General features: G+C 72.7%; 18 protein-coding genes. 10 read left to right on the plus strand and 8 right to left on the minus strand.

Features of this window, described 5'->3' with window-relative positions; translation table 11 throughout:
* Positions 1 to 21 precede the first annotated feature (21 nt).
* Positions 22 to 1,467, plus strand: a complete 1,446-nt coding sequence (locus ACFQO7_RS08605) for a S10 family peptidase (RefSeq protein ID WP_376805911.1) — start codon at positions 22 to 24, stop codon at positions 1,465 to 1,467.
* Between the two features lie 169 nt (positions 1,468 to 1,636).
* Positions 1,637 to 2,857: a SigE family RNA polymerase sigma factor gene (locus ACFQO7_RS08610; protein ID WP_376805912.1), complete on the plus strand. Its 1,221-nt coding sequence runs from the start codon at positions 1,637 to 1,639 to the stop codon at positions 2,855 to 2,857.
* Between the two features lie 92 nt (positions 2,858 to 2,949).
* Here the strand turns inward: ACFQO7_RS08610 and ACFQO7_RS08615 are convergent, their stop codons facing one another.
* On the minus strand, positions 2,950 to 3,942 hold the full coding sequence (locus ACFQO7_RS08615; RefSeq protein ID WP_376805957.1) for a 4-hydroxy-3-methylbut-2-enyl diphosphate reductase: 993 nt from the start codon (positions 3,940 to 3,942) through the stop codon (positions 2,950 to 2,952).
* A 10-nt stretch (positions 3,943 to 3,952) separates the two neighbouring features.
* On the opposite strand from ACFQO7_RS08615, the gene xseA reads away from it, so the two are divergent.
* Both xseA and ACFQO7_RS08625 read left to right on the plus strand, forming a co-directional pair.
* A complete protein-coding gene (xseA, locus tag ACFQO7_RS08620) occupies positions 3,953 to 5,179 on the plus strand; it encodes an exodeoxyribonuclease VII large subunit (RefSeq protein ID WP_376805913.1) in 1,227 nt (408 codons plus the stop codon).
* Positions 5,176 to 5,385, plus strand: a complete 210-nt coding sequence (locus tag ACFQO7_RS08625) for an exodeoxyribonuclease VII small subunit (protein ID WP_376805914.1) — start codon at positions 5,176 to 5,178, stop codon at positions 5,383 to 5,385. The genes xseA and ACFQO7_RS08625 overlap by 4 nt, the downstream gene beginning before the upstream one ends.
* Before the next feature lie 111 nt (positions 5,386 to 5,496).
* On the opposite strand, the gene ACFQO7_RS08630 is transcribed toward ACFQO7_RS08625, so the two are convergent.
* A complete protein-coding gene (locus ACFQO7_RS08630) occupies positions 5,497 to 6,417 on the minus strand; it encodes a DMT family transporter (protein ID WP_376805915.1) in 921 nt (306 codons plus the stop codon).
* Between the two features lie 22 nt (positions 6,418 to 6,439).
* On the minus strand, positions 6,440 to 7,486 hold the full coding sequence (glpX, locus tag ACFQO7_RS08635; RefSeq protein WP_376805916.1) for a class II fructose-bisphosphatase: 1,047 nt from the start codon (positions 7,484 to 7,486) through the stop codon (positions 6,440 to 6,442).
* 122 nt (positions 7,487 to 7,608) lie between these two features.
* Here glpX and ACFQO7_RS08640 point away from each other — a divergent pair, with 122 nt between their 5' ends.
* The 3 genes from ACFQO7_RS08640 to ACFQO7_RS08650 all read left to right on the plus strand — a co-directional run bounded on the left by ACFQO7_RS08640 (position 7,609) and on the right by ACFQO7_RS08650 (position 11,012).
* A complete protein-coding gene (locus ACFQO7_RS08640) occupies positions 7,609 to 8,145 on the plus strand; it encodes a DUF4245 family protein (RefSeq protein ID WP_376805917.1) in 537 nt (178 codons plus the stop codon).
* Positions 8,146 to 8,392: 247 nt separating this feature from the next.
* Positions 8,393 to 9,385, plus strand: coding sequence for a hypothetical protein (locus ACFQO7_RS08645; protein ID WP_376805918.1), 993 nt, complete (start codon positions 8,393 to 8,395; stop codon positions 9,383 to 9,385).
* 46 nt (positions 9,386 to 9,431) lie between these two features.
* A complete protein-coding gene (locus ACFQO7_RS08650) occupies positions 9,432 to 11,012 on the plus strand; it encodes a hypothetical protein (RefSeq protein WP_376805919.1) in 1,581 nt (526 codons plus the stop codon).
* Here ACFQO7_RS08650 and ACFQO7_RS08655 read toward each other — a convergent pair whose 3' ends face one another.
* Positions 11,013 to 11,930: an NAD-dependent epimerase/dehydratase family protein gene (locus tag ACFQO7_RS08655; protein ID WP_376805920.1), complete on the minus strand. Its 918-nt coding sequence runs from the start codon at positions 11,928 to 11,930 to the stop codon at positions 11,013 to 11,015.
* A gap of 121 nt (positions 11,931 to 12,051) precedes the next feature.
* Between ACFQO7_RS08655 and ACFQO7_RS08660 the strand changes: the two genes are divergently transcribed.
* Together ACFQO7_RS08660 and ACFQO7_RS08665 are read left to right on the plus strand one after the other, a co-directional pair.
* Positions 12,052 to 12,756, plus strand: coding sequence for a TetR/AcrR family transcriptional regulator (locus ACFQO7_RS08660; protein WP_376805921.1), 705 nt, complete (start codon positions 12,052 to 12,054; stop codon positions 12,754 to 12,756).
* A 46-nt stretch (positions 12,757 to 12,802) separates the two neighbouring features.
* Entirely contained in the window at positions 12,803 to 13,726 is a 924-nt protein-coding gene (locus ACFQO7_RS08665; RefSeq protein WP_376805922.1) for a carbohydrate kinase family protein, read from the plus strand.
* A gap of 91 nt (positions 13,727 to 13,817) precedes the next feature.
* Here ACFQO7_RS08665 and ACFQO7_RS08670 read toward each other — a convergent pair whose 3' ends face one another.
* Genes ACFQO7_RS08670 through ACFQO7_RS08680 form a run of 3 tightly spaced genes read right to left on the minus strand, consistent with a single transcriptional unit; the run spans position 13,818 to position 16,163 of the window.
* The gene (locus ACFQO7_RS08670; RefSeq protein ID WP_376805923.1) at positions 13,818 to 14,786 is read right to left on the minus strand and encodes an NAD(P)/FAD-dependent oxidoreductase; all 969 of its coding nucleotides are present in this window, start codon (positions 14,784 to 14,786) and stop codon (positions 13,818 to 13,820) included.
* Between the two features lie 47 nt (positions 14,787 to 14,833).
* A complete protein-coding gene (locus ACFQO7_RS08675; protein WP_376805924.1) occupies positions 14,834 to 15,622 on the minus strand; it encodes a S1 family peptidase in 789 nt (262 codons plus the stop codon).
* Positions 15,623 to 15,680: 58 nt separating this feature from the next.
* The gene (locus ACFQO7_RS08680; protein ID WP_376805925.1) at positions 15,681 to 16,163 is read right to left on the minus strand and encodes a DUF4188 domain-containing protein; all 483 of its coding nucleotides are present in this window, start codon (positions 16,161 to 16,163) and stop codon (positions 15,681 to 15,683) included.
* Between the two features lie 63 nt (positions 16,164 to 16,226).
* Between ACFQO7_RS08680 and ACFQO7_RS08685 the strand changes: the two genes are divergently transcribed.
* Entirely contained in the window at positions 16,227 to 16,859 is a 633-nt protein-coding gene (locus ACFQO7_RS08685; protein ID WP_376805926.1) for a MerR family transcriptional regulator, read from the plus strand.
* 3 nt (positions 16,860 to 16,862) lie between these two features.
* Here ACFQO7_RS08685 and ACFQO7_RS08690 read toward each other — a convergent pair whose 3' ends face one another.
* Entirely contained in the window at positions 16,863 to 17,528 is a 666-nt protein-coding gene (locus tag ACFQO7_RS08690; RefSeq protein WP_376805927.1) for an aggregation-promoting factor C-terminal-like domain-containing protein, read from the minus strand.
* Positions 17,529 to 17,728 lie beyond the last annotated feature (200 nt).

A 17,728-nucleotide genomic window follows, 5' to 3' on the forward strand; every position in this document is an offset into this window, starting at 1 on the left:
GCCGCAGTAGGGTCTGTCGCCATGGCAGACGAGCAGAAGAACAACGGCGCTCCCACCCCGGACGCTGAGCCCGCCGACGACCTCAGCGTCACCCACCACGAGGTCGCCGGGCTCCGCTACACCGCCACCGCGGGCCGGCTCGTGGTACGCGCCGAGTCGCACACCGACGACGCGTTCGACGGGCACCAGGCCAAGGCCGAGATGTTCGTGGTCGCGTACACGCTGGACGGCGCCGACCCGGCCACCAGGCCGGTGACGTTCGCCTTCAACGGCGGCCCCGGGTCGTCCAGCGTGTGGCTGCACCTGGGCCTGCTCGGGCCGCAGCGGGTGCTGATGGGTGACGCGGGCGCGCTGACCGCCCCGCCGTACGGGCTGGCCGACAACGCCGAGACCCTGCTGCGCCACTCCGACCTCGTCTTCATCGACCCCGTGTCGACCGGTTACTCGCGGGCGGTCAAGGGCGGCAAGAGCAAGGACCACCACGGCTTCAGCGGCGACGTGGACAGCGTCGGCGAGCTGATCCGGCTGTGGACGTCCCGGCACGGGCGCTGGGGCTCCCCGAAGTACCTGTGCGGCGAGTCGTACGGCACGCTGCGCGCCGCGGCGCTGGCCCACCACCTGCAGGACCGGCACGGCATGTGGCTCAACGGGCTGATGCTGGTGTCGAGCGTGCTCAACATCGGCACGCTGGAGTTCCACCCGCACCACGACGGGGCGTACCCGCTGTTCCTGCCGACGTACGCGGCGATCGCGCACTACCACGGGCTGCACGGCGACCGGCCGCTGCGCGAGGTGCTGGCCGAGGCGGAGGAGTTCGCCGACCGCAGCTACCCGTGGGCGCTGGCGCGTGGGGCGCGGCTGTCCGAGGCCGAGCGCACCGCGGCGGTCGGCACCGTGGCCCGGCTGACCGGGCTGGACCCGGACTACGTGGACCGGGTCGACCTGCGGCCCGAGCACGTGCGCTTCTTCACCGAGCTGCTGCGCTCGCGGCGGCGCACGGTGGGCCGGCTGGACGGGCGCTTCCTGGGCTGGGACGCCGACTACGGGCGCGAGCACTGGTCCAGCGACCCGTCCCTGGACGCGATCATGGGGCCGTACACCGCGGCGATCAACCAGTACCTGCGGTCCGACCTGGGATACCGCAACGACCTGCCGTACAAGACGCTCACCGGCGACGTGCAGCCCTGGTCGTTCAAGGAGTTCGAGGGGCAGCACGTCAACGTCGCCGACAAGCTCGCCGCCGCGATGCGCGCCAATCCGCACCTGCGCGTACAGGTGGCGTGCGGCTACCACGACGGGGCGACGCCCTACTACGCCTCCGAGCACACCTTCGCGCACCTGGAGATCCCCGCCGAGCTGCGCGGCAACATCGAGTTCAAGTACTACGAGGCCGGCCACATGATGTACGTGCACGAGCCGAGCCGCCTGGCCCAGGCGCAGCACCTGGCGGAGTTCGTCACGGCCTGACCGCACGCCCCGCGGCGCGACCCGGCGACAGAGCTGCCCGAACGTCAGCTGTCGCCGGGTCGGCCCGGGTGGCGTGACTCCCGGTGGCCGAACAAAACTCACTCCTGGTCTGCCGCGGGCGGGCGATCGCATCTAGGCTCTGTGCGCCGTGCCTAATGAGGAGCCGTTCGTGTCGTCGTCAGATTTCCGCGAGTTCCAGCAGATCTGGCAGCCCCGGATCGCCGCCGAGATCTACGCGTTCACCGGCGACCGCGCTGCCGCGGGTGAGATCGCCCAGGAGGTCTTCAGCCTGGCGGGCAGCCGCTGGACCAGGCTGGAACGGCAGGAGGACCCGGTCCGCTGGTCCCGGCAGGAGGCCTGGCAGCGCGTCGACGAGCGGTGGCTCGGCACGTCCCGGCCCGATGGCGACGAGTCCGCTCCCGCGATGGTCACCGCGCTGGCCGAGCTTCCCCCGTCCACCCGCCGGACCGTGGTGCTGCTGCTGGCCGAGGTGCCCTCACACGAATACGTCGAACTCGGCGCGACCGCGATCCCCGCCGCCCAATGGGACGAGGCGCTGGAATACCTGGCCGCCGCGCTTCCCGGCCACGACCCGGCCACCCTGTTCGCCCAGCTGTGCACCGGCTGGGAGATCACGGTGCCGCGTGCGCGTATGGACGCCGAGCCGCCGAAGCGGGCGCGCTCGCACTCCCTCGCCCCGACGCGCCGCTCACGCCGTAAGGGCTCCCTGGTGGCCCTCGGCGCGGTGGCCCTGCTGGTGGCGGGGGTCGTCGGCGTGACGAAGTGGGCCGCCGAACCGGCCGGCGGCAGCGCCGCGCCGGAGGTCTCCGCGAGCGCCACCCCGGAGCTCGCCTGGCCCGAACCGTCCGCGACAGAGGAACCGCTGCCGACGCCGAGCGGCACGACCGCGCCGCCGAGTGCGCAGCCCAGTGCCTCCCCAGGCAGGCCGACCCCCAGCCCGACCCGGCCGGGCACCTCACCGCGTCCGGGCAACCCGCCGGCCAGCCCGACCAAGTCACCCACCCCCTCGCCGTCGCCGCCGTGCCAGGTGTCGGTCAACGTCACCGCCACCGGTCCCGGCTCGGGCGGTGCCCTGGAGTTCACCGCCGAGGCGGTCGGCGGGAAGCTGGAGTTCTGCGGTACGCAGCGGGCGGTGTGGTGGGCCAGCTACACGCTGGGTGAGGACGGGGTGTTGCACCGGGCCGACTCGGGCACGCAGAACCTGAACAAGGACGCACCCACCTGGTCCACCGCGATCGCGTTCACCGCCTGCGGCGGAGCCTGGTACTACGGCGTCAACGCGGTCAGCTTCCCCGACGACATCCAGGTCGCCGACCAGGACGCCGCCTTCGGTGGCAACAAGCTGGGCAACGGCGCGAGCCCCTGCTGACCGGCCCGTCCCGCCTGCTCCTGGCGTCATGACGTCAAGAAGGGCACCTTCTACAACGCGGAGCGTCGTGAAGGTGCCCTTCTTGGTACGGGTCAGGAGGCGGCGGCGGCTTTCATGTCGCGCTTGAGCTCCTGGGGCAGCGAGAAGGTGAGGCGCTCCTGGACGGTGACGACCTCCTCCACGTCGGCGAAGCCGAGTTCGGCCAGGCGGGCCAGCACCTCGGTGACCAGCTCCTCGGGGACGCTCGCGCCGGAGGACAGGCCGACCGTGGTCGCGTCGGCGAGCCAGCCGGGGTCGATCTCGTGGGCGAAGTCGATCAGGTGGCCCTGGCGCGCGCCGGCGTTCACGGCGACCTCGACCATGCGGACCGAGTTCGACGAGTTGCGCGAGCCGACCACCAGGATCACGTCGCACTCGGGCGCGATCTGCTTCATCACCTGCTGGCGGTTCTGCGTCGCATAGCAGATGTCGTCGCTGGGCGGCGACTGCAGCAGCGGCAGCTTCTCCTTGAGCTTGGCCACGGTCTCCATGGTCTCGTCGACGCTGAGCGTGGTCTGCGACAGCCAGACGACCTTGCTCGGGTCGCGCACGGTCACCGCGTCCACGCCCTCGGGGCCGTCGACGAGCTGGATGTGCTCGGGAGCCTCGCCGGAGGTGCCGATGACCTCCTCGTGCCCCTCGTGGCCGATGAGCAGGATGTCGTAGTCCTCCGCGGCGAAGCGCTTGGCCTCGTGGTGGACCTTGGTCACCAGCGGGCAGGTGGCGTCGATCGCCTTGAGATTGCGCTCACGGGCCTGGTCGTGCACCACCGGGGCGACGCCGTGCGCCGAGAAGATCACGGTGGAGCCCTCGGGGACCTCCTCGTTCTCTTCGACGAAGATGGCGCCCTTGGCCTGCAGGGTCGTCACGACGTGCTTGTTGTGCACGATCTCCTTGCGCACGTAGATGGGGGCGCCGTAGAGCTTCAGCGCCTCCTCAACGGTCTGCACGGCGCGGTCCACGCCGGCACAGTAACCACGGGGCTTGGCCAGCAGGACACGCTTGCGAGGAGTCTCGATCACCCGACCATCGTACCGTCGGCCTATGGTGAGCCCTGTGACGGAGCAGAGCTCGGCGGAGCAGCCGTGGCCCGTAAGAGTGGTCAGCCAGAAGATCAACGCCTGGATCGGGCGACTTGGCTGGATCTGGGTTGACGGGCAGGTGGCACAGCTGTCCCGGCGTCCGGGTTCGGCGACGGTGTTCCTCACCCTGCGCGACCCGTCGGCCGACCTGAGCCTGACCGTCACCGCCAGCCGGGACGTGCTCGACAGCGGCGCACCGCAGCTCAGCGAGGGTGCGCGGGTGGTGCTGCACGCCAAGCCGGAGTGGTTCGCCCAGCGCGGCACGCTGAGCCTGCGCGCCGACGAGATCCGCCAGGTCGGCGTCGGCGAGCTGCTGGCCCGCCTGGAGCAGCTGAAGAAGCTGCTGCAGGCCGAGGGCCTGTTCGACCCGCGCCGCAAGCGGCGGCTGCCGTTCCTGCCCCGCCGGATCGGCCTGATCACGGCGCGGGCCAGCGCGGCCGAGCGCGACGTGCTCACCAACGCGCGCCGCCGCTGGCCCGCCGTGGACTTCCGAGTGGTCAACGTCACCGTGCAGGGGCCGACCGCGGTCCCGTCGATCATCGGCGCGCTGCAGTCGCTGGACGGCGACGAGAGCGTGGACGTGATCATCATGGCCCGCGGTGGCGGCGCGGTCGAGGACCTGCTGCCGTTCAGTGACGAGGCGCTGTGCCGGGCGGTGTTCGCCTGCCGTACGCCGGTGATCTCCGCGATCGGGCATGAACCGGACACGCCGTTGGTGGACTGGGTGGCCGACGTACGCGCGTCGACGCCGACGGACGCCGCCAAACGGGTGGTCCCCGATCTGGGTGACGAGATTCGCCTGATCGAGCAAGCCCGGGGCCGGGTCAACCGGGCGATGCGGCACCGCGTCGAGCGCGAGCAGCAGCGCCTCGACAGCCTGCGCAGCAGGCCGGCGCTGGCGAAGCCGTACCAGATGATCGAGACCCGGGCGACCGACGTCGCGGCCCTGCGCGACCGCGCGGCGCGGGCGCTCACCCATCGGGTGCACCGCGCCGAGGGCGACCTCACCCACACCCTGGCCCGGCTGCGGGCACTGTCCCCCGCCGCCACTCTGACCAGGGGGTACGCCATCGTCCAGCGCGCCGACGGCCATGTGGTCCGCGCTGCGGGCGAAGTATCGACCGGCGACGCGCTGCGGATCCGCCTCGCCGAGGGCGAGCTGACCAGCACCGTGACCACGACCAGCGAGGAGAAGGCATGAGCAAGCGGAACGAGGCCGTGGCCGAGGAGAAGCTGTCCTACGAGCAGGCGCGCGGCGAACTGGCCGAGGTGGTGCAGAAGCTGGAGTCGGGCGGCGGGACCCTGGAGGAGTCCCTCGCCCTCTGGGAGCGCGGCGAGCACCTCGCCGCCGTCTGCCAGCGCTGGCTCGACGGCGCCAAGGCCAAACTCGACGCCGCCGCGAACTGAGCCCGTCCCGCCGCTTCGGGCCGCAACTCTTAAAGAGTCGCGGCCTTACCCGCCCGCCGAAGCCGCGACTCTTTAAGAGTTGCGGTAGGGGGTGGGGTGGGCGGGCGGCAGTCAGCCGCGGGCGGCGATGCGGACGGCGACCAGGGTGAGGGCGGCGCCGGTCAGGGTAAGCAGGTCGGGGCGGCCGGCGGGGCCCGGGAGGACGGCGTCGATGGCGAGTGCGCCGAGGACCTGGCCGGCGATCATGCCGAGGCCGAGCAGCAGCACGCCGATGCGGTGCACGACTGCCGCCGAGATGGCGATGAAGACGATGCCGAGCGGGCCGCCGACGTAGAGCCAGGGTTCGGCGGGGAACGCGCCGGGCGGGCCGCCGCCGCGTACCGCGGACTCGATGGCGAGTGCGACCGACAGGGCGACCGTGCCCACCGCGAAGTTCAGCAGGGTCGCCGGCCACGGGGAGGTGGCGGCGAGCGCCACCCGCCCGTTGACGCCCTGCTGCCAGGCGACGCCGATGCCGGCCAGCAGCGGCAGGGCCGCGAAGCCGAGGGAGCGCGGATCGCCGAAGCTGTCGCCGACCGCGATGACGACCGCGCCGACGCACAGCAGCGCGCCGAGGGCCCGATTACGGGTGATCAGGCGAGGGCCGCCGGGGCCGACGCCGAGCCGGTCCATGGCCAGGCTGGACGCGGACTGCCCGGCGACCAGGGCCACGATGAAGATCGAGACGCCGAGCCAGGGCACCGTCAGGCCCTGGGTGGTGACCAGGAACGCGCCGCAGGCCCCGCCGATGCACTGCCACCAGCGCAGCTGCCCGGAGCGCAGCGCGTGCAGGATGCGGCCGGTGTTGCGGTGCATCCACGGCAGCGCCAGCAGCATGACGGCCAGGCCGACGCCGAACGAGACGGTCGCGGCGGCGATGCCGTCGCCGAGCTGGTGGCCGAGTTCGCCGTTGATGCGTGACTGCAGGGCCAGGCAGCCGCCGCCGAGCACGGCCAGGGCCACGAAGGCGGCCCGGTCGGAGCCGACGCTCACGACCGGGCCGTTGCGGTTCGGATCACGCGAAGTCGACCACGGAGTAGCCGGCGAGCTTCTCCAGGCGGTGGTACGAGTCGATGACGCGGATGGTGCCCGACTTCGAGCGCATGACGATCGACTGGGTGTACGCGCCGTTGTCCCGGTAGCGCACGCCGCGCAGCAGGTCGCCGGAGGTGACGCCGGTGGCCACGAAGAAGACGTTCTCGCCGGTGACCAGGTCGTCGGTGGTGAGCACCCGGTCGAGGTCGTGCCCGGCCGCGATGGCGCGCTCGCGCTCGGCGTCGTCCTGCGGCCACAGCCGGCCCTGCATCGCGCCGCCGAGGCACTTGAGCGCGCACGCGGCGGTGATGCCCTCGGGCGTGCCGCCGATGCCCATCAGCACGTCGACGTCGGACTGGTCGCGGGCGGCGTAGATGGCCCCGGCGATGTCGCCGTCGGAGATGAAGTTGATCCGGGCGCCCGCGTCGCGTACCTCGCGGACCAGGTCGGCGTGGCGGGGCCGGTCGAGGATGCAGACGGTCAGGTCGGACACGCGCACCCGCTTGGCCTTGGCGATGCGGCGCAGGTTCTCGGTCCAGCCGGCGGTGATGTCGATGACGTCGGCCGCCTCGGGGCCGACGACCAGCTTCTCCATGTAGAACACGGCGCTGGGGTCGAACATCGCGCCGCGCTCGGCGACGGCGAGCACGGCCAGCGCGTTCGGCATGCCCTTGCTCATCAGCGTGGTGCCGTCGATCGGGTCCACCGCGACGTCGACCTCGGGGCCGGTGCCGTCGCCGACCCGCTCGCCGTTGAACAGCATCGGAGCGTTGTCCTTCTCGCCCTCGCCGATGACGACGGTGCCGGTCATGGGCAGCGAGTTGATCAGCTTGCGCATGGCGTCGACGGCCGCGCCGTCGCCGCCCTCCTTGTCGCCGCGGCCGACCCAGCGGCCCGCGGCCATGGCCGCCGCCTCGGTCACCCGGACGAGATCGAGTGCCAGGTTCCGGTCGAGATCCTGCGGAGTACGGGTACCCGCGGGGGGCTGCGCCCCCCGCGCACCCCCCAGACCCTCCTGCACAGCCATGCTGCTCCTCCTACGATCGGCTGAACTGATCCTGTCATGCCCCGACCTGAACGTACGTTCGGGATGTTGCATCGGGGTGACCTCGTGGCGGTGTGACCTGTGACATCGGTCAAGATGGTGGGGTGAGCAGCGTGGAGACCGAGCAGACCGAGCAGGCGGCCGTGCCCGCGTCGGGCAGCCGCACCCCGAAGGACATGACCCTGTCGCTCGGCGTGCTGCTGGTCCCGCTGCTGCTGGTGGTCCTGGGCTACCGGCTGTTCTACGGCTGGGACACCGCCGTGACGGTGGACCCGGCGAACGCGATCGCCAGCGCGGAGCGGGCCTCGTTCGCCCCGCTGCCGCTGGCCGCGCCCGAGGGCTGGCAGACCGTCACCGCGAAGTGGGAGCCGGGCGTGCTGCGCATCGGCTACCTCGACCCGGACAACCACGGGGCCCGGCTGGTGCAGTCCCGTGCCGCGCTGAACACGCTGGTCAAGGACGAGCTGGACGGCAAGGCCGTGGCCGACGGCGAAACCGTGGTCGGCGCGGTGACCTGGCAGCGCTTCCGCGGCCCGGACGAGCAGACCGCGCTGGCCCGAACCGCCGGCAACACCACCACGCTGCTGATCGGCGCGGAGAATGCCGACCTGACCGGGCTGGCCGCGGCGATCGCCCGCTGACCGGACGCCCGTACGCGCCTTCGGGCGGAACACCTCTGTCGGATTCTCCCCACCATTTCTGCCTCGCCGGGCGAGCCGGGACCAGACGATCCGGGGACCCCCTCCGCCGTACAGGCGGACGCCGCACGCAATTGTTAACGGCTACGGTGATACCCGCCCGCCGCGCCGTCGCGAGACGCACTCGTGCCGCGCGGGCCACGACCCCGCACGGGCCCGCTCTGCGCCGCGAAGCCACGAGGACATCACCATGACTGCTCACCCTTCCCCGGACCTTTCGCGTGCCCCTCGCCGGGCCCCGGCCGGCAGGCGGCCCAAGGCGGGCCGCGGCAACCGGGTCAACGCCGCGATCGCGGGCGGGCTCGCCGTGCTGGCGCTGGCCACCTGCGCTGCCGCGGCCCACCGGCCGACGCTGGACACCGCGCAGGCCACCGCCGTCGCCGCCGACCTGCGCGCGCTGTACGAGCGCATCCAGGGCAGTCCGGCCCAGCGTTCCGCCGCGCTGGTGATCGCCCACGTGGCCCGCGAGGAGCCGGTCCGCGAGTGCATGAAGTCGTCGGGCTTCCGGTACACGCTCGCCCCGTTCGCCGACCCGCTCGCGGACAGCCCGCGCCTGCTGCTGCCGACCGAGGTGTCCGCGGTCGTCGACCCCGGCGCCGCCGACGCGCTCAAGCTGGTCCCGCAGGCCGTGGCGGAGGAGCCCGAGGCGGCGGTGGAGCGGCCCAAGGACCCGTCGTACAAGCGGCTGTCCGCGGCCAAGCGCCGGCTCTACGACGACACCGCGCTGATGTGCGAGCCCCCGATCGAGGGGCAGACCGAGGTCAGCACCCCCGAGGTCAGCGGCGACCTGGACGCCGAGTTCCTCGACATGCTGCGCCGCATCGGCGCCGACGTCGAGGTGGCGTCGCGGATGGAGTTCTACTCCTCGTGCATGGCCAAGCTCGGCTACCCCGTGCACACGGTCGGCGAGCTGTACGCGGCGGTGAGCGCGAAGTTCCGCGACGACGAGGGCACGCCGCTGCGGCCCGAGTCCTCGCTGATGCCGCACGCGACGGCGTACCAGCAGGACGCGGTCAAGGCCGACACCACCTGCCGCACCCCGGCCTGGGCCGGTGCGATGAGCCTGGCGCAGTCCGAGCTGGCCGCGTTCACCGAGGACCACGCCGACCAGCTCGCCGAACTGGACGCCGCGTGGACGGCCCTGGAAGCCCGCGCCGCGGAGGCCCGCGCGAAGCTGGCGTGACGGCCACGGGGCCACGAAGGTTGCCGATGGGTGCGATCCTGCGGGGATGACCGCGCGGATCTCGCTCGCCTGGCTGGCTCACCCGGTGTCGCTGCTGGCGCTCGCCCTGTTGCTGGTCAACGACCACGTGCTCAAAGCCGCCTGGCCGGGGACGGTGACCGGCAAGCTCAGCGACTTCGCCGGGCTGCTGGTCGCGCCGCCGCTGCTCGCGGTCCTGGTGACCCTGTGCGCGCCGCGGCTTCCGGCCCGTGCGGTCGCGATCGGCGCGACGGTCGCGGTCGGCGTCGGCTTCGCCGCCGTCAAATCCAGCGGTACGGCAGCGGCCGCCGCCTCGGCGGTGTGGACCGTCGTGGCCGGACCGTCGACCGTGCGCGCCGACCTCACCGACCTGCTGGCCCTGCCCGCCCTGCTCGGCGCGCTCGCGGTGTGGCGGCACGCCCGCACCCGCCCGGCCCCGACCCCGTCGGCCCGCGCGCTGCGCCTGCTCGTGGTGCTTCCGGTCGCGCTGCTCGGGGTCGCGGCGACCTCCGCCGACACCACCGGCGAGCACGTCGCGATCGGCTCCGACGACTCGGGTGCCCTGGTCATCCGGGCGGAACGGGGCGACCTGCGCAGCACCGACGGCGGCCGCACCTTCACGCCGTACACCTTCACGCAGGAGCTGCCGTTCACCGACTTCACCGGGTCGCAGCCGGAGCACTGCGTCGCGAAGCAGCCGATCTGCTACCGGGTCGAGTACGGCCGGCTGCGAGTCGAGCGGTCCGACGACGACCGGCGGACCTGGTCCGTGGCCTGGGAACTGCCCGAACGCACCCGTGAACTGCTGGCACGCGACCATTCGAGCTTCCTCGGCTCGAGCGGTGTCCTGTCGTACGGACTGGTCACCTATGCGCTGCCCGACGGCGGGCACGTGGTCGCGGTGGCCAACGGGCACGACGGTGTGCTGGTCCGGGACGTCACCGGCACCTGGACCCGGGTCGGCGACGGGCGTGATCCGGCCGCGCCGCTGCCGTCGGGACTGCTGCCGGTGGACGAGTGGCTCGCCCACATCGTGCCGGAGGCGCTGTGGGGGCTGCTCGCGATGCTGCTGTGCCTGGTCGCCGGCACCGTCGTCGCGCTGTACCGCGCGCACTTCCACGGGTCGGCGGTGACGACCGGTGTCCTCACCCTGCTCGGACCATGCCTGATCGTGGCGGGCCTCGCCGTGCCGCTCGGCCCCGGCTCCGCGCTGCTGGGCGACGTTTCCCCGGTCCTGATCCTCGGGGGTGTCGCGGCGCTCGTGCTCGTGCCGGTGGTGACGTTGTCGATAGGTGTGGGCCGGCGAGTGATGACCGCGCGCGGGCTGCTGCTCCCGGCGCTCGTCGGGGTCGCGGTGTACGTGCCGTACGTCGTGTGGGGCTCGGGCGCGACCACGAACTACCAGGCCTCGGCGCTGGCCGCGCTCGTGGTGTTCGTGCTGGGACTGGTCGGCGTGATCGTGACCGCCGCCGTCGCCCGACGCCCGCCCGCACCGGAACCGGCCCCTTGGCCCGCCCCCGTGCACCCGGTTGCTCCGGTCGCCGAACCGGCAGGTCCGCCGGCGTTGCGTGCTGCCGCTCCACCGCCGGCGGACACCGCCGAGGGCTGATCAGGCGGCGCGATACCCGGCCGCGGTCGCGGCGAGGGTGTCGTCCAGCGGCGTCGGCTTGAGGCCGAAGACCTGCTCGGTGTGCGAGCTGTCCAGCACGAACGGCGCGGCGAACTGGTAGTGGGTGGTCCGCATCTCCCTGAGCATGGTGTTGAACAGGCCCGCGGTCCACAGGACCGGGTAGGGGATGCGGGCGACCCGCGGCGCGGGCAGGCCGATCAGCTCGTTCGCGCGCCGGGCCGCCTCGCGGATGGACACCGGCGGCGGGGTGGGCACCAGCCAGGCCTGGCCCCAGGCGCGCTCGTCGGTCGCGAGCGTGACCAGGGTGCGGGCCACGTCGGCGATCGCGGTCCAGCTGTGCGGGGCGTCCGGGTCGCCCATCACGTACGCGGTGCCGCCCTTCGCGGTGCGCGACAGCGCCATCTCGTTCAGCACCCCGTACGAGCCCGGCCCGGCGAAGTCGCTCGCCCTGGCCTCGGTGGCGCGCAGCCGGCCGGCCCGGTGCGCGGCCAGCGCGTCCTCCCACATCCGCACCCGTGTCACCAGCTTCGGGTGAGTGGCGGCGAGCGGGGTGTCGTGGGTGATCGGCGCGGTGACGGGGCCGTAGCCGTACAGGTTGCCCATGGTCACCAGGACCGCGCCGGAGGTCTCCGCGGCGTGCAGCAGCGACGCGGCCAGCGGCGGCCAGTCGGTGAGCCAGCGGTGGTAGGCCGGGTTCGCGCAGTTGTAGAGGGCCGCCGCGCCTTCGGTCAGCGCGGCGAGCCGGTTCGGGTCGGCGGCGTCGGCGGCGACGAGTTCGATGCCGGGCGCCTGCGGGCCGGTGCCGCGGCGGGTGACGATCCGGACCTGCTCGCCGCGCTCGGCCAGCAGCAGTGCGGTGGCGGTGCCGACAGGTCCCGCGCCGACGATCACGTGCATCTCAGTCTCCCCAGATCTCTGCTTCGTTTCGAGAGCACCGCTCTCTGTTGAGAACAGTCAACACGTCACTGGCGACAACTGTCAAGAGCACTGCTCTCGTTTTGTTGTTACGCTCTCGGACATGACCGCCAAGAACATCCGCGCCCGCGTACGCGACGAGCTGACCAGCGAGATCAAGGCGATCGCGCGGCGGCAGCTCGCCACCGAAGGGGCCAACCTGTCGCTGCGCGCGGTCGCCCGGGAGCTGGGCATGGTCTCGTCGGCGGTCTACCGCTACTTCCCGAGCCGCGACGACCTGCTCACCGCGCTGATCATCGACTGCTACGACGAGCTGGGCGCGGCGGCGGAGACCGCGGAGGCGGCGGTGGACCGCGCCGACCTGCTCGGCCGCTGGCTCGCCATCGGCCACGGCATCCGCGACTGGGCTTTGGCCCACCCCGCCGAGTACGCCCTGATCTACGGCTCGCCGGTGCCCGGCTACCGGGCTCCGCAGACCACGATCGGCCCAGCCGCCCGCACCACGGACCTGATGCTCACGATGCTCGCCGACGGCGTGGCCGCCGGGACGCTGCCCGCCCCCGGCCCGGACACGGCAGTTCTGCCGCCGACCCCGGACCTCGCCGCGGAGCTGGACCGGATCGGCGCGCTGATCAGCCCGACCGTGCCGCGCGACCTGCTGGTCCGTGGATTGACCGGCTGGATCCAGATGTTCGGCGTCGTCACCTTCGAGCTGTTCGGGCGCTTCCAGAACATGATCGAGGACAACCGCCGCGCGTTCTACGACCACCAGCTGCGGGTGATGGCGGGACACATCGGTCTGCGATGACGGGTACGGCATTGCCCGGCCGTCGCGGGGCCGCCACACTATCCGGGTGATCGTGGTAGCCGGAGAGCAAGTAGTCGACCTCGTCCCGGCCGGGGAGGGCCTGCTGCGGGCCGCGCTCGGCGGCGGACCGGCCAACACCGCCATCGCGGCGGCCCGGCTCGGCGCGCCCGTGGCGATGGCGGCCCGGGTCGGGCGCGACTCGTTCGGCAGCGCGTTCCGTCAGCGGCTGACCGCGTCCGGCGTGGACGGGCAATACCTGGTGGCCACCTCGCAGCCGTCGGCGCTGGCCCTGGCCACGGTCGACGACGGCGGCGAGGCGCAGTACGACTTCTGGCTGGCCGGGGCCGCCGACTTCGGCTGGCGCGAGCGCGAGCTGCCCGAGCTGCCCGACGGCAGCACCATCCACATCGGCTCGCTGGCCGCGTTCCTGCCGCCCGGCGCGGACACGCTGGAGCGCTGGGCGCTGCGCCACCGCGACCGGTGCACGATCACCTTCGACCCGAACGTGCGCGGCGTCGCGCTGGCCCGCCCGGACTCGCTGGTCCGGCTGGAGCGCCTGGTCGAGCTGGCCCACCTGGTACGCGCCAGCGAAGGCGACCTGACGCACGCGTACCCCCACGTGCCGCCGATGGAGACGGCGCGGCGCTGGCTGGCGGCCGGCCCGCGCCTGCTGGTGCTGACCCACGGCGACGCGGGCGCGGTGGCGCTGACCGCGACCGACGAGGTCACCGTCGCCGCCCCCGCCATCTCGATGATCGACACCATCGGCGCCGGCGACACCGCCATGGGCGCCCTCCTGGCCTGGCTCCACACCGCCGGCCGCCTCACCGACCAGCTCAAACGCGAACTCGCCCCGGAAACCCTGCGCCTGATGCTCCGCCACATGTGCGACGCCGCCGCCCTGACCTGCACCCGCCCCGGCGCCGACCCGCCCACCCTCGACGAACTCCGCGCCTTCCAACTCACCTAGGCGTTGATCATGAACTTATGGCAAGGCTCGACGGCGTGTCCCTGCCATAACTTCATGATCACCGCAGTGGGGCGAGAGCGAGGCGGGCCGGTTAGACCACGTCTTCGGAGGAGTGGCCGGGGAAGAGGTGGGCCGACGGGTCGATGCGTATGGCGGCGTTGTTGACGGCGGTGGCGGCTTCGCCGAAACCTGTCGCGATGAGGCGGACCTTGCCGGGGTACTCGACGATGTCGCCGGCGGCGAAGACGCGGGGCAGGTTGGTGGCCATCGTGGAGTCGACGGTGATGTGACGCTTGTCCAGGGCCAGGCCCCACATGGCCAGCGGGCCGAGGTCGGCGGTGAAGCCGAGCGCGGCCACGACGACGTCGGCGGGGATCTCCTCGGTGCCGTTCAGCTCGACCGACTCCACCCGGCCACTGCCGAGGATCTTGGTGACCTGGCTGTTGACCTCGATCCGCACCGGCAGCGCCTTGACCCGGGCCACCGTCGCTGCGTGCGCCCGGAACTTGTCGCGCCGGTGCACCAGGGTGACGCTCGCGGCGACCCCGGCCAGCGCCAGCGCCCAGTCGAACGCCGAGTCGCCGCCGCCCACGATCACCACGTGCTTGCCGGCCAGCATCGTCGGGTCCGGCACGAAGAAGATGATGCCGTCGCCGGTGAAGCCGGCCGCCGCGGGCAGCGGGCGGGGCGTGAACGAACCCAGGCCACCGGTGATCAGCACCGCGCCGCAGCGCACCTCGGTGCCGTCGCCCAGGCCGAGGATCGGCATGCCGTCCTCGTACGTCAGCGTCGCGGCCTGCACACCCAGCCGGTACGCCGGGGAGAAGGCACCCGCCTGCGCGACGAGATTCGCGATCAGCTCGCGCCCGCGCACCGCCGGGAACCCGGCCACGTCGAAAATCATCTTCTCCGGGTACATGGCGGTGACCTGCCCGCCGGCCTCCGGCAACGCGTCGACGACCAGCGTGCTCAGCCCTCGGAACCCGGCGTAGTACGCCGCGAACAGGCCGGTCGGCCCCGCCCCGATGATCGCGACATCGACCTCGCCACGCTCGCTCACGCCGCCTCCTCATCGAGCCATTCGACTCGTTCGCTCATGGGGTGAACCTAACCGCGCGCGGGCTTCTCCTCAATGGCCGCGTTGATATCCGCGGCGAAGTGCGACACCTGGGTGTAGACGCCGGGGTATGCGGCGCGGCCGCACCCCACGCCCCAGCTGACGATCCCGACCTGCACCCAGCGCGCGCCGTCGCGCCGCAGCAGCGGGCCGCCGGAGTCGCCCTGGCAGCTGTCCTTGCCGCCGTGCTTGAGGTCGCCGGCGCAGATCATGTCCGAGTCGGTGAAGCCGTACCCGTGCGAGTGGTAGATCTTGCCGCAGGTCCCGTCGCCGACGAACGGCACCTGCACCTTGCGCAGGTAGCGCTGCTGGGCGCGGGAGCCCTCGCGGGTCGCGCCCCAACCGACCGCGGTGAGCGTGCCGCCGTCCAGGCCCCCGCCGGAGGGCAGCGCGACCACCGGCACGTCGACGGGGCGGGACAGCCGGATCACCGCCCAGTCGTCGCCGCGGGTCACGTCGGAGAAGCCGCGGGCCCGCCACACGTGACTGCTGCGCACCTGGAACGTCTTGCCGGAGCCGAGGTCGGCCGAGCCGCCCCGCACGCTGATCGAGGAGTTGGCGCCGGTGCGGCTCACGCAGTGGGCGGCGGTGAGCACGTACTGGGTGCGCACCAGGGTGCCCGCGCAGCCGTTGTCCAACCGCACCATCCACGGGAACTCCCCCGCCCCGGCGCGGACCCCGCCGATGACCTCGACCTGCGGCGGGTCGTCGGGCCGGGCGGCGGCGGGCGACGCCACGGCCATCGCCGCCACGCACATCAACAGCGCGATCGCCCGCATCAGCATCCTCCGAGGTCGACAGTGATGCCTATATTAGCTTGTTTGGGCGATTAATCCCTTACGTTGGCGAAGCGCCCCGGCGGGCGGCAGCGGTCTCGCCCTTGCGCGCCACCGGCACGTGCTCGCCCGCCCGTGCCAGCCCGAAGCGCGGCATGTTGCCGTAGAGGACCTCGTACCGGCCCGCGCCGACCAGGTAGGTCTCGTGCCAGATCCCGACGTCGCCACTGCCGCCGACCAGCTTGTTGAAGGCGCGCCAGGCCGGGTGGTGCGGCAGTGCGGCGTCGCGCGCGAACGCCTCCAGCTGCTCGACGCTGCGCCAGTACTGCACGGTCAGCGGGCCGCGCGGCGTGATCGCGTACTCCACCGCGAGCAGGCCGAGCTCCGGCCGCTCGGCGAGCACCTTCAGCATCCGCGGCATCGCGGTGAACGCGCCCCACCACTTGTGGATCTTCCAGAACTTGTTGAACCGCATGCCGATCAGGAAGACCACGAAGTCACCCTCGATGTCGGCCGACATCCGGCCGGGAACCACGGCTGCCATGACTTCCCCCTCACATCATGGATAGTATGACTATCTGCTATCCGGTGGGTATCGTCAACCCCGATGAAGATTTCCGAACTCAGCCGCACCAGTGGCGTGTCGCTGCCCACAGTCAAGTACTACCTGCGTGAAGGGCTGCTCCCGCCCGGCCGCTCGCTGGTCCGCAACCAGGCCGAGTACGGCGAGGCGCACCTGCGCCGACTGCGCCTGATCCGGGCGCTGATCGACGTGGGCGGCCTGAGCGTGGCCGGGGTGCGCCAGGTGCTGCAGGCCGTCGACGACGCCGAGCTGCCCGGTCACCACCTGCTCGGCACCGCGCACGAGGCGATCGCGGGCGCGGCGCGCGCCGATCGCACCACGCCCGGCTGGTCGGCGGCGCGCGCCGAGGCCGCCCGGGTCGTGGCCGACCGGGGCTGGCGGGTGCACGCGAACGCCCCCGGCCTGGACCAGCTCGCCGACGCCATCGCGGCGCTGCGCGAACTCGGGCAGGAGGACATGCTGGCGATGGTCGACGACTACGCCGAGGCCACCGAGCGGCTGGCCGGCCAGGAGGTGGCCCTGGTGCTGGCCCGCGGCGACCGGGCCGCCATGGTCGAGGGCCTGGTCACCGGCACCGTGCTCGGCGAGGCCGTGCTCACCGCGCTGCGCCGGCTCGCCCAGGAGCACACCAGCGCCGGCCTCACCGAGCCCGGCTGACGGTCAGTACCAGCCCTTGGCCTCGGAGTGCGCCCAGGCGTCGCACGGCTTGCCGTAGCGCTTCTTGATGTAGTCCAGGCCCCACTTGATCTGCGTGGCGGGGTTGGTCTGCCAGTCGTCGCCGAACTTCGCCATCTTGTCGCCGGGCAGCGACTGCGGGATGCCATACGCCCCGGAGCTCTTGTTCTCGGCGCGGTGGTTCCAGCCGGACTCCCGGGTCCACAGCTTGTTGAGGCAGGCCATCTGGGTGAGGTCCATGCCCGCGGCGAGCACCAGCGCGCACCCGATCGCACGGTTGCCGCTGAACTCGTTGCAGCTGCTCGGAATGGGCCCGAAGTCGACGGTGGCGGTGCGGTTGGCGCCGCGGCGGCTGGCCTCCTTCTCCACGGCGGCGGCGCGGGCCGCGGCGGCCTTGGCCTCGGCCGCGGCGCGGTCCTGCGCCGCCAGCAGGAGCTGGTGCTGCTGCAGGGTGAGCGCGGCCGACTCGGCCTGCGCGGCGATGTGCGCCTGCCCGCCCGCGGTCGACGCGTCGGCCTGCCACTGCGCGGTCTCGTCGAGCCGCATCGCACCGGCCACCCCGCCCAGCAGGGTCAGCACGGCGAGGCCACGGACGATCACACGACCGGTCGCGGGGTGCGCCCGGCGAGGGGCGCGGCGTTGCCGGGACACAGGGGATCCTCTCGGCGGTGGGGCCCCGGGTCCGTCCGAAGTCGGGGGTGGACGGTCGCAGGGGAGCACGCCTTGCCGGGCAACGCGCGGGCCGCTCGGCGCGCCGGGGGGATGGCACGCCGGGGCGCCGGGTTGCGGGGCGCTCCACCCCACCCTTACGCAAAGGACCGGGGCCTGTCGTCGCCCGGCCAGGCGACTGT

Source organism: Catellatospora aurea, from assembly GCF_042663325.1.
Lineage (GTDB): Bacteria > Actinomycetota > Actinomycetes > Mycobacteriales > Micromonosporaceae > Catellatospora > Catellatospora aurea.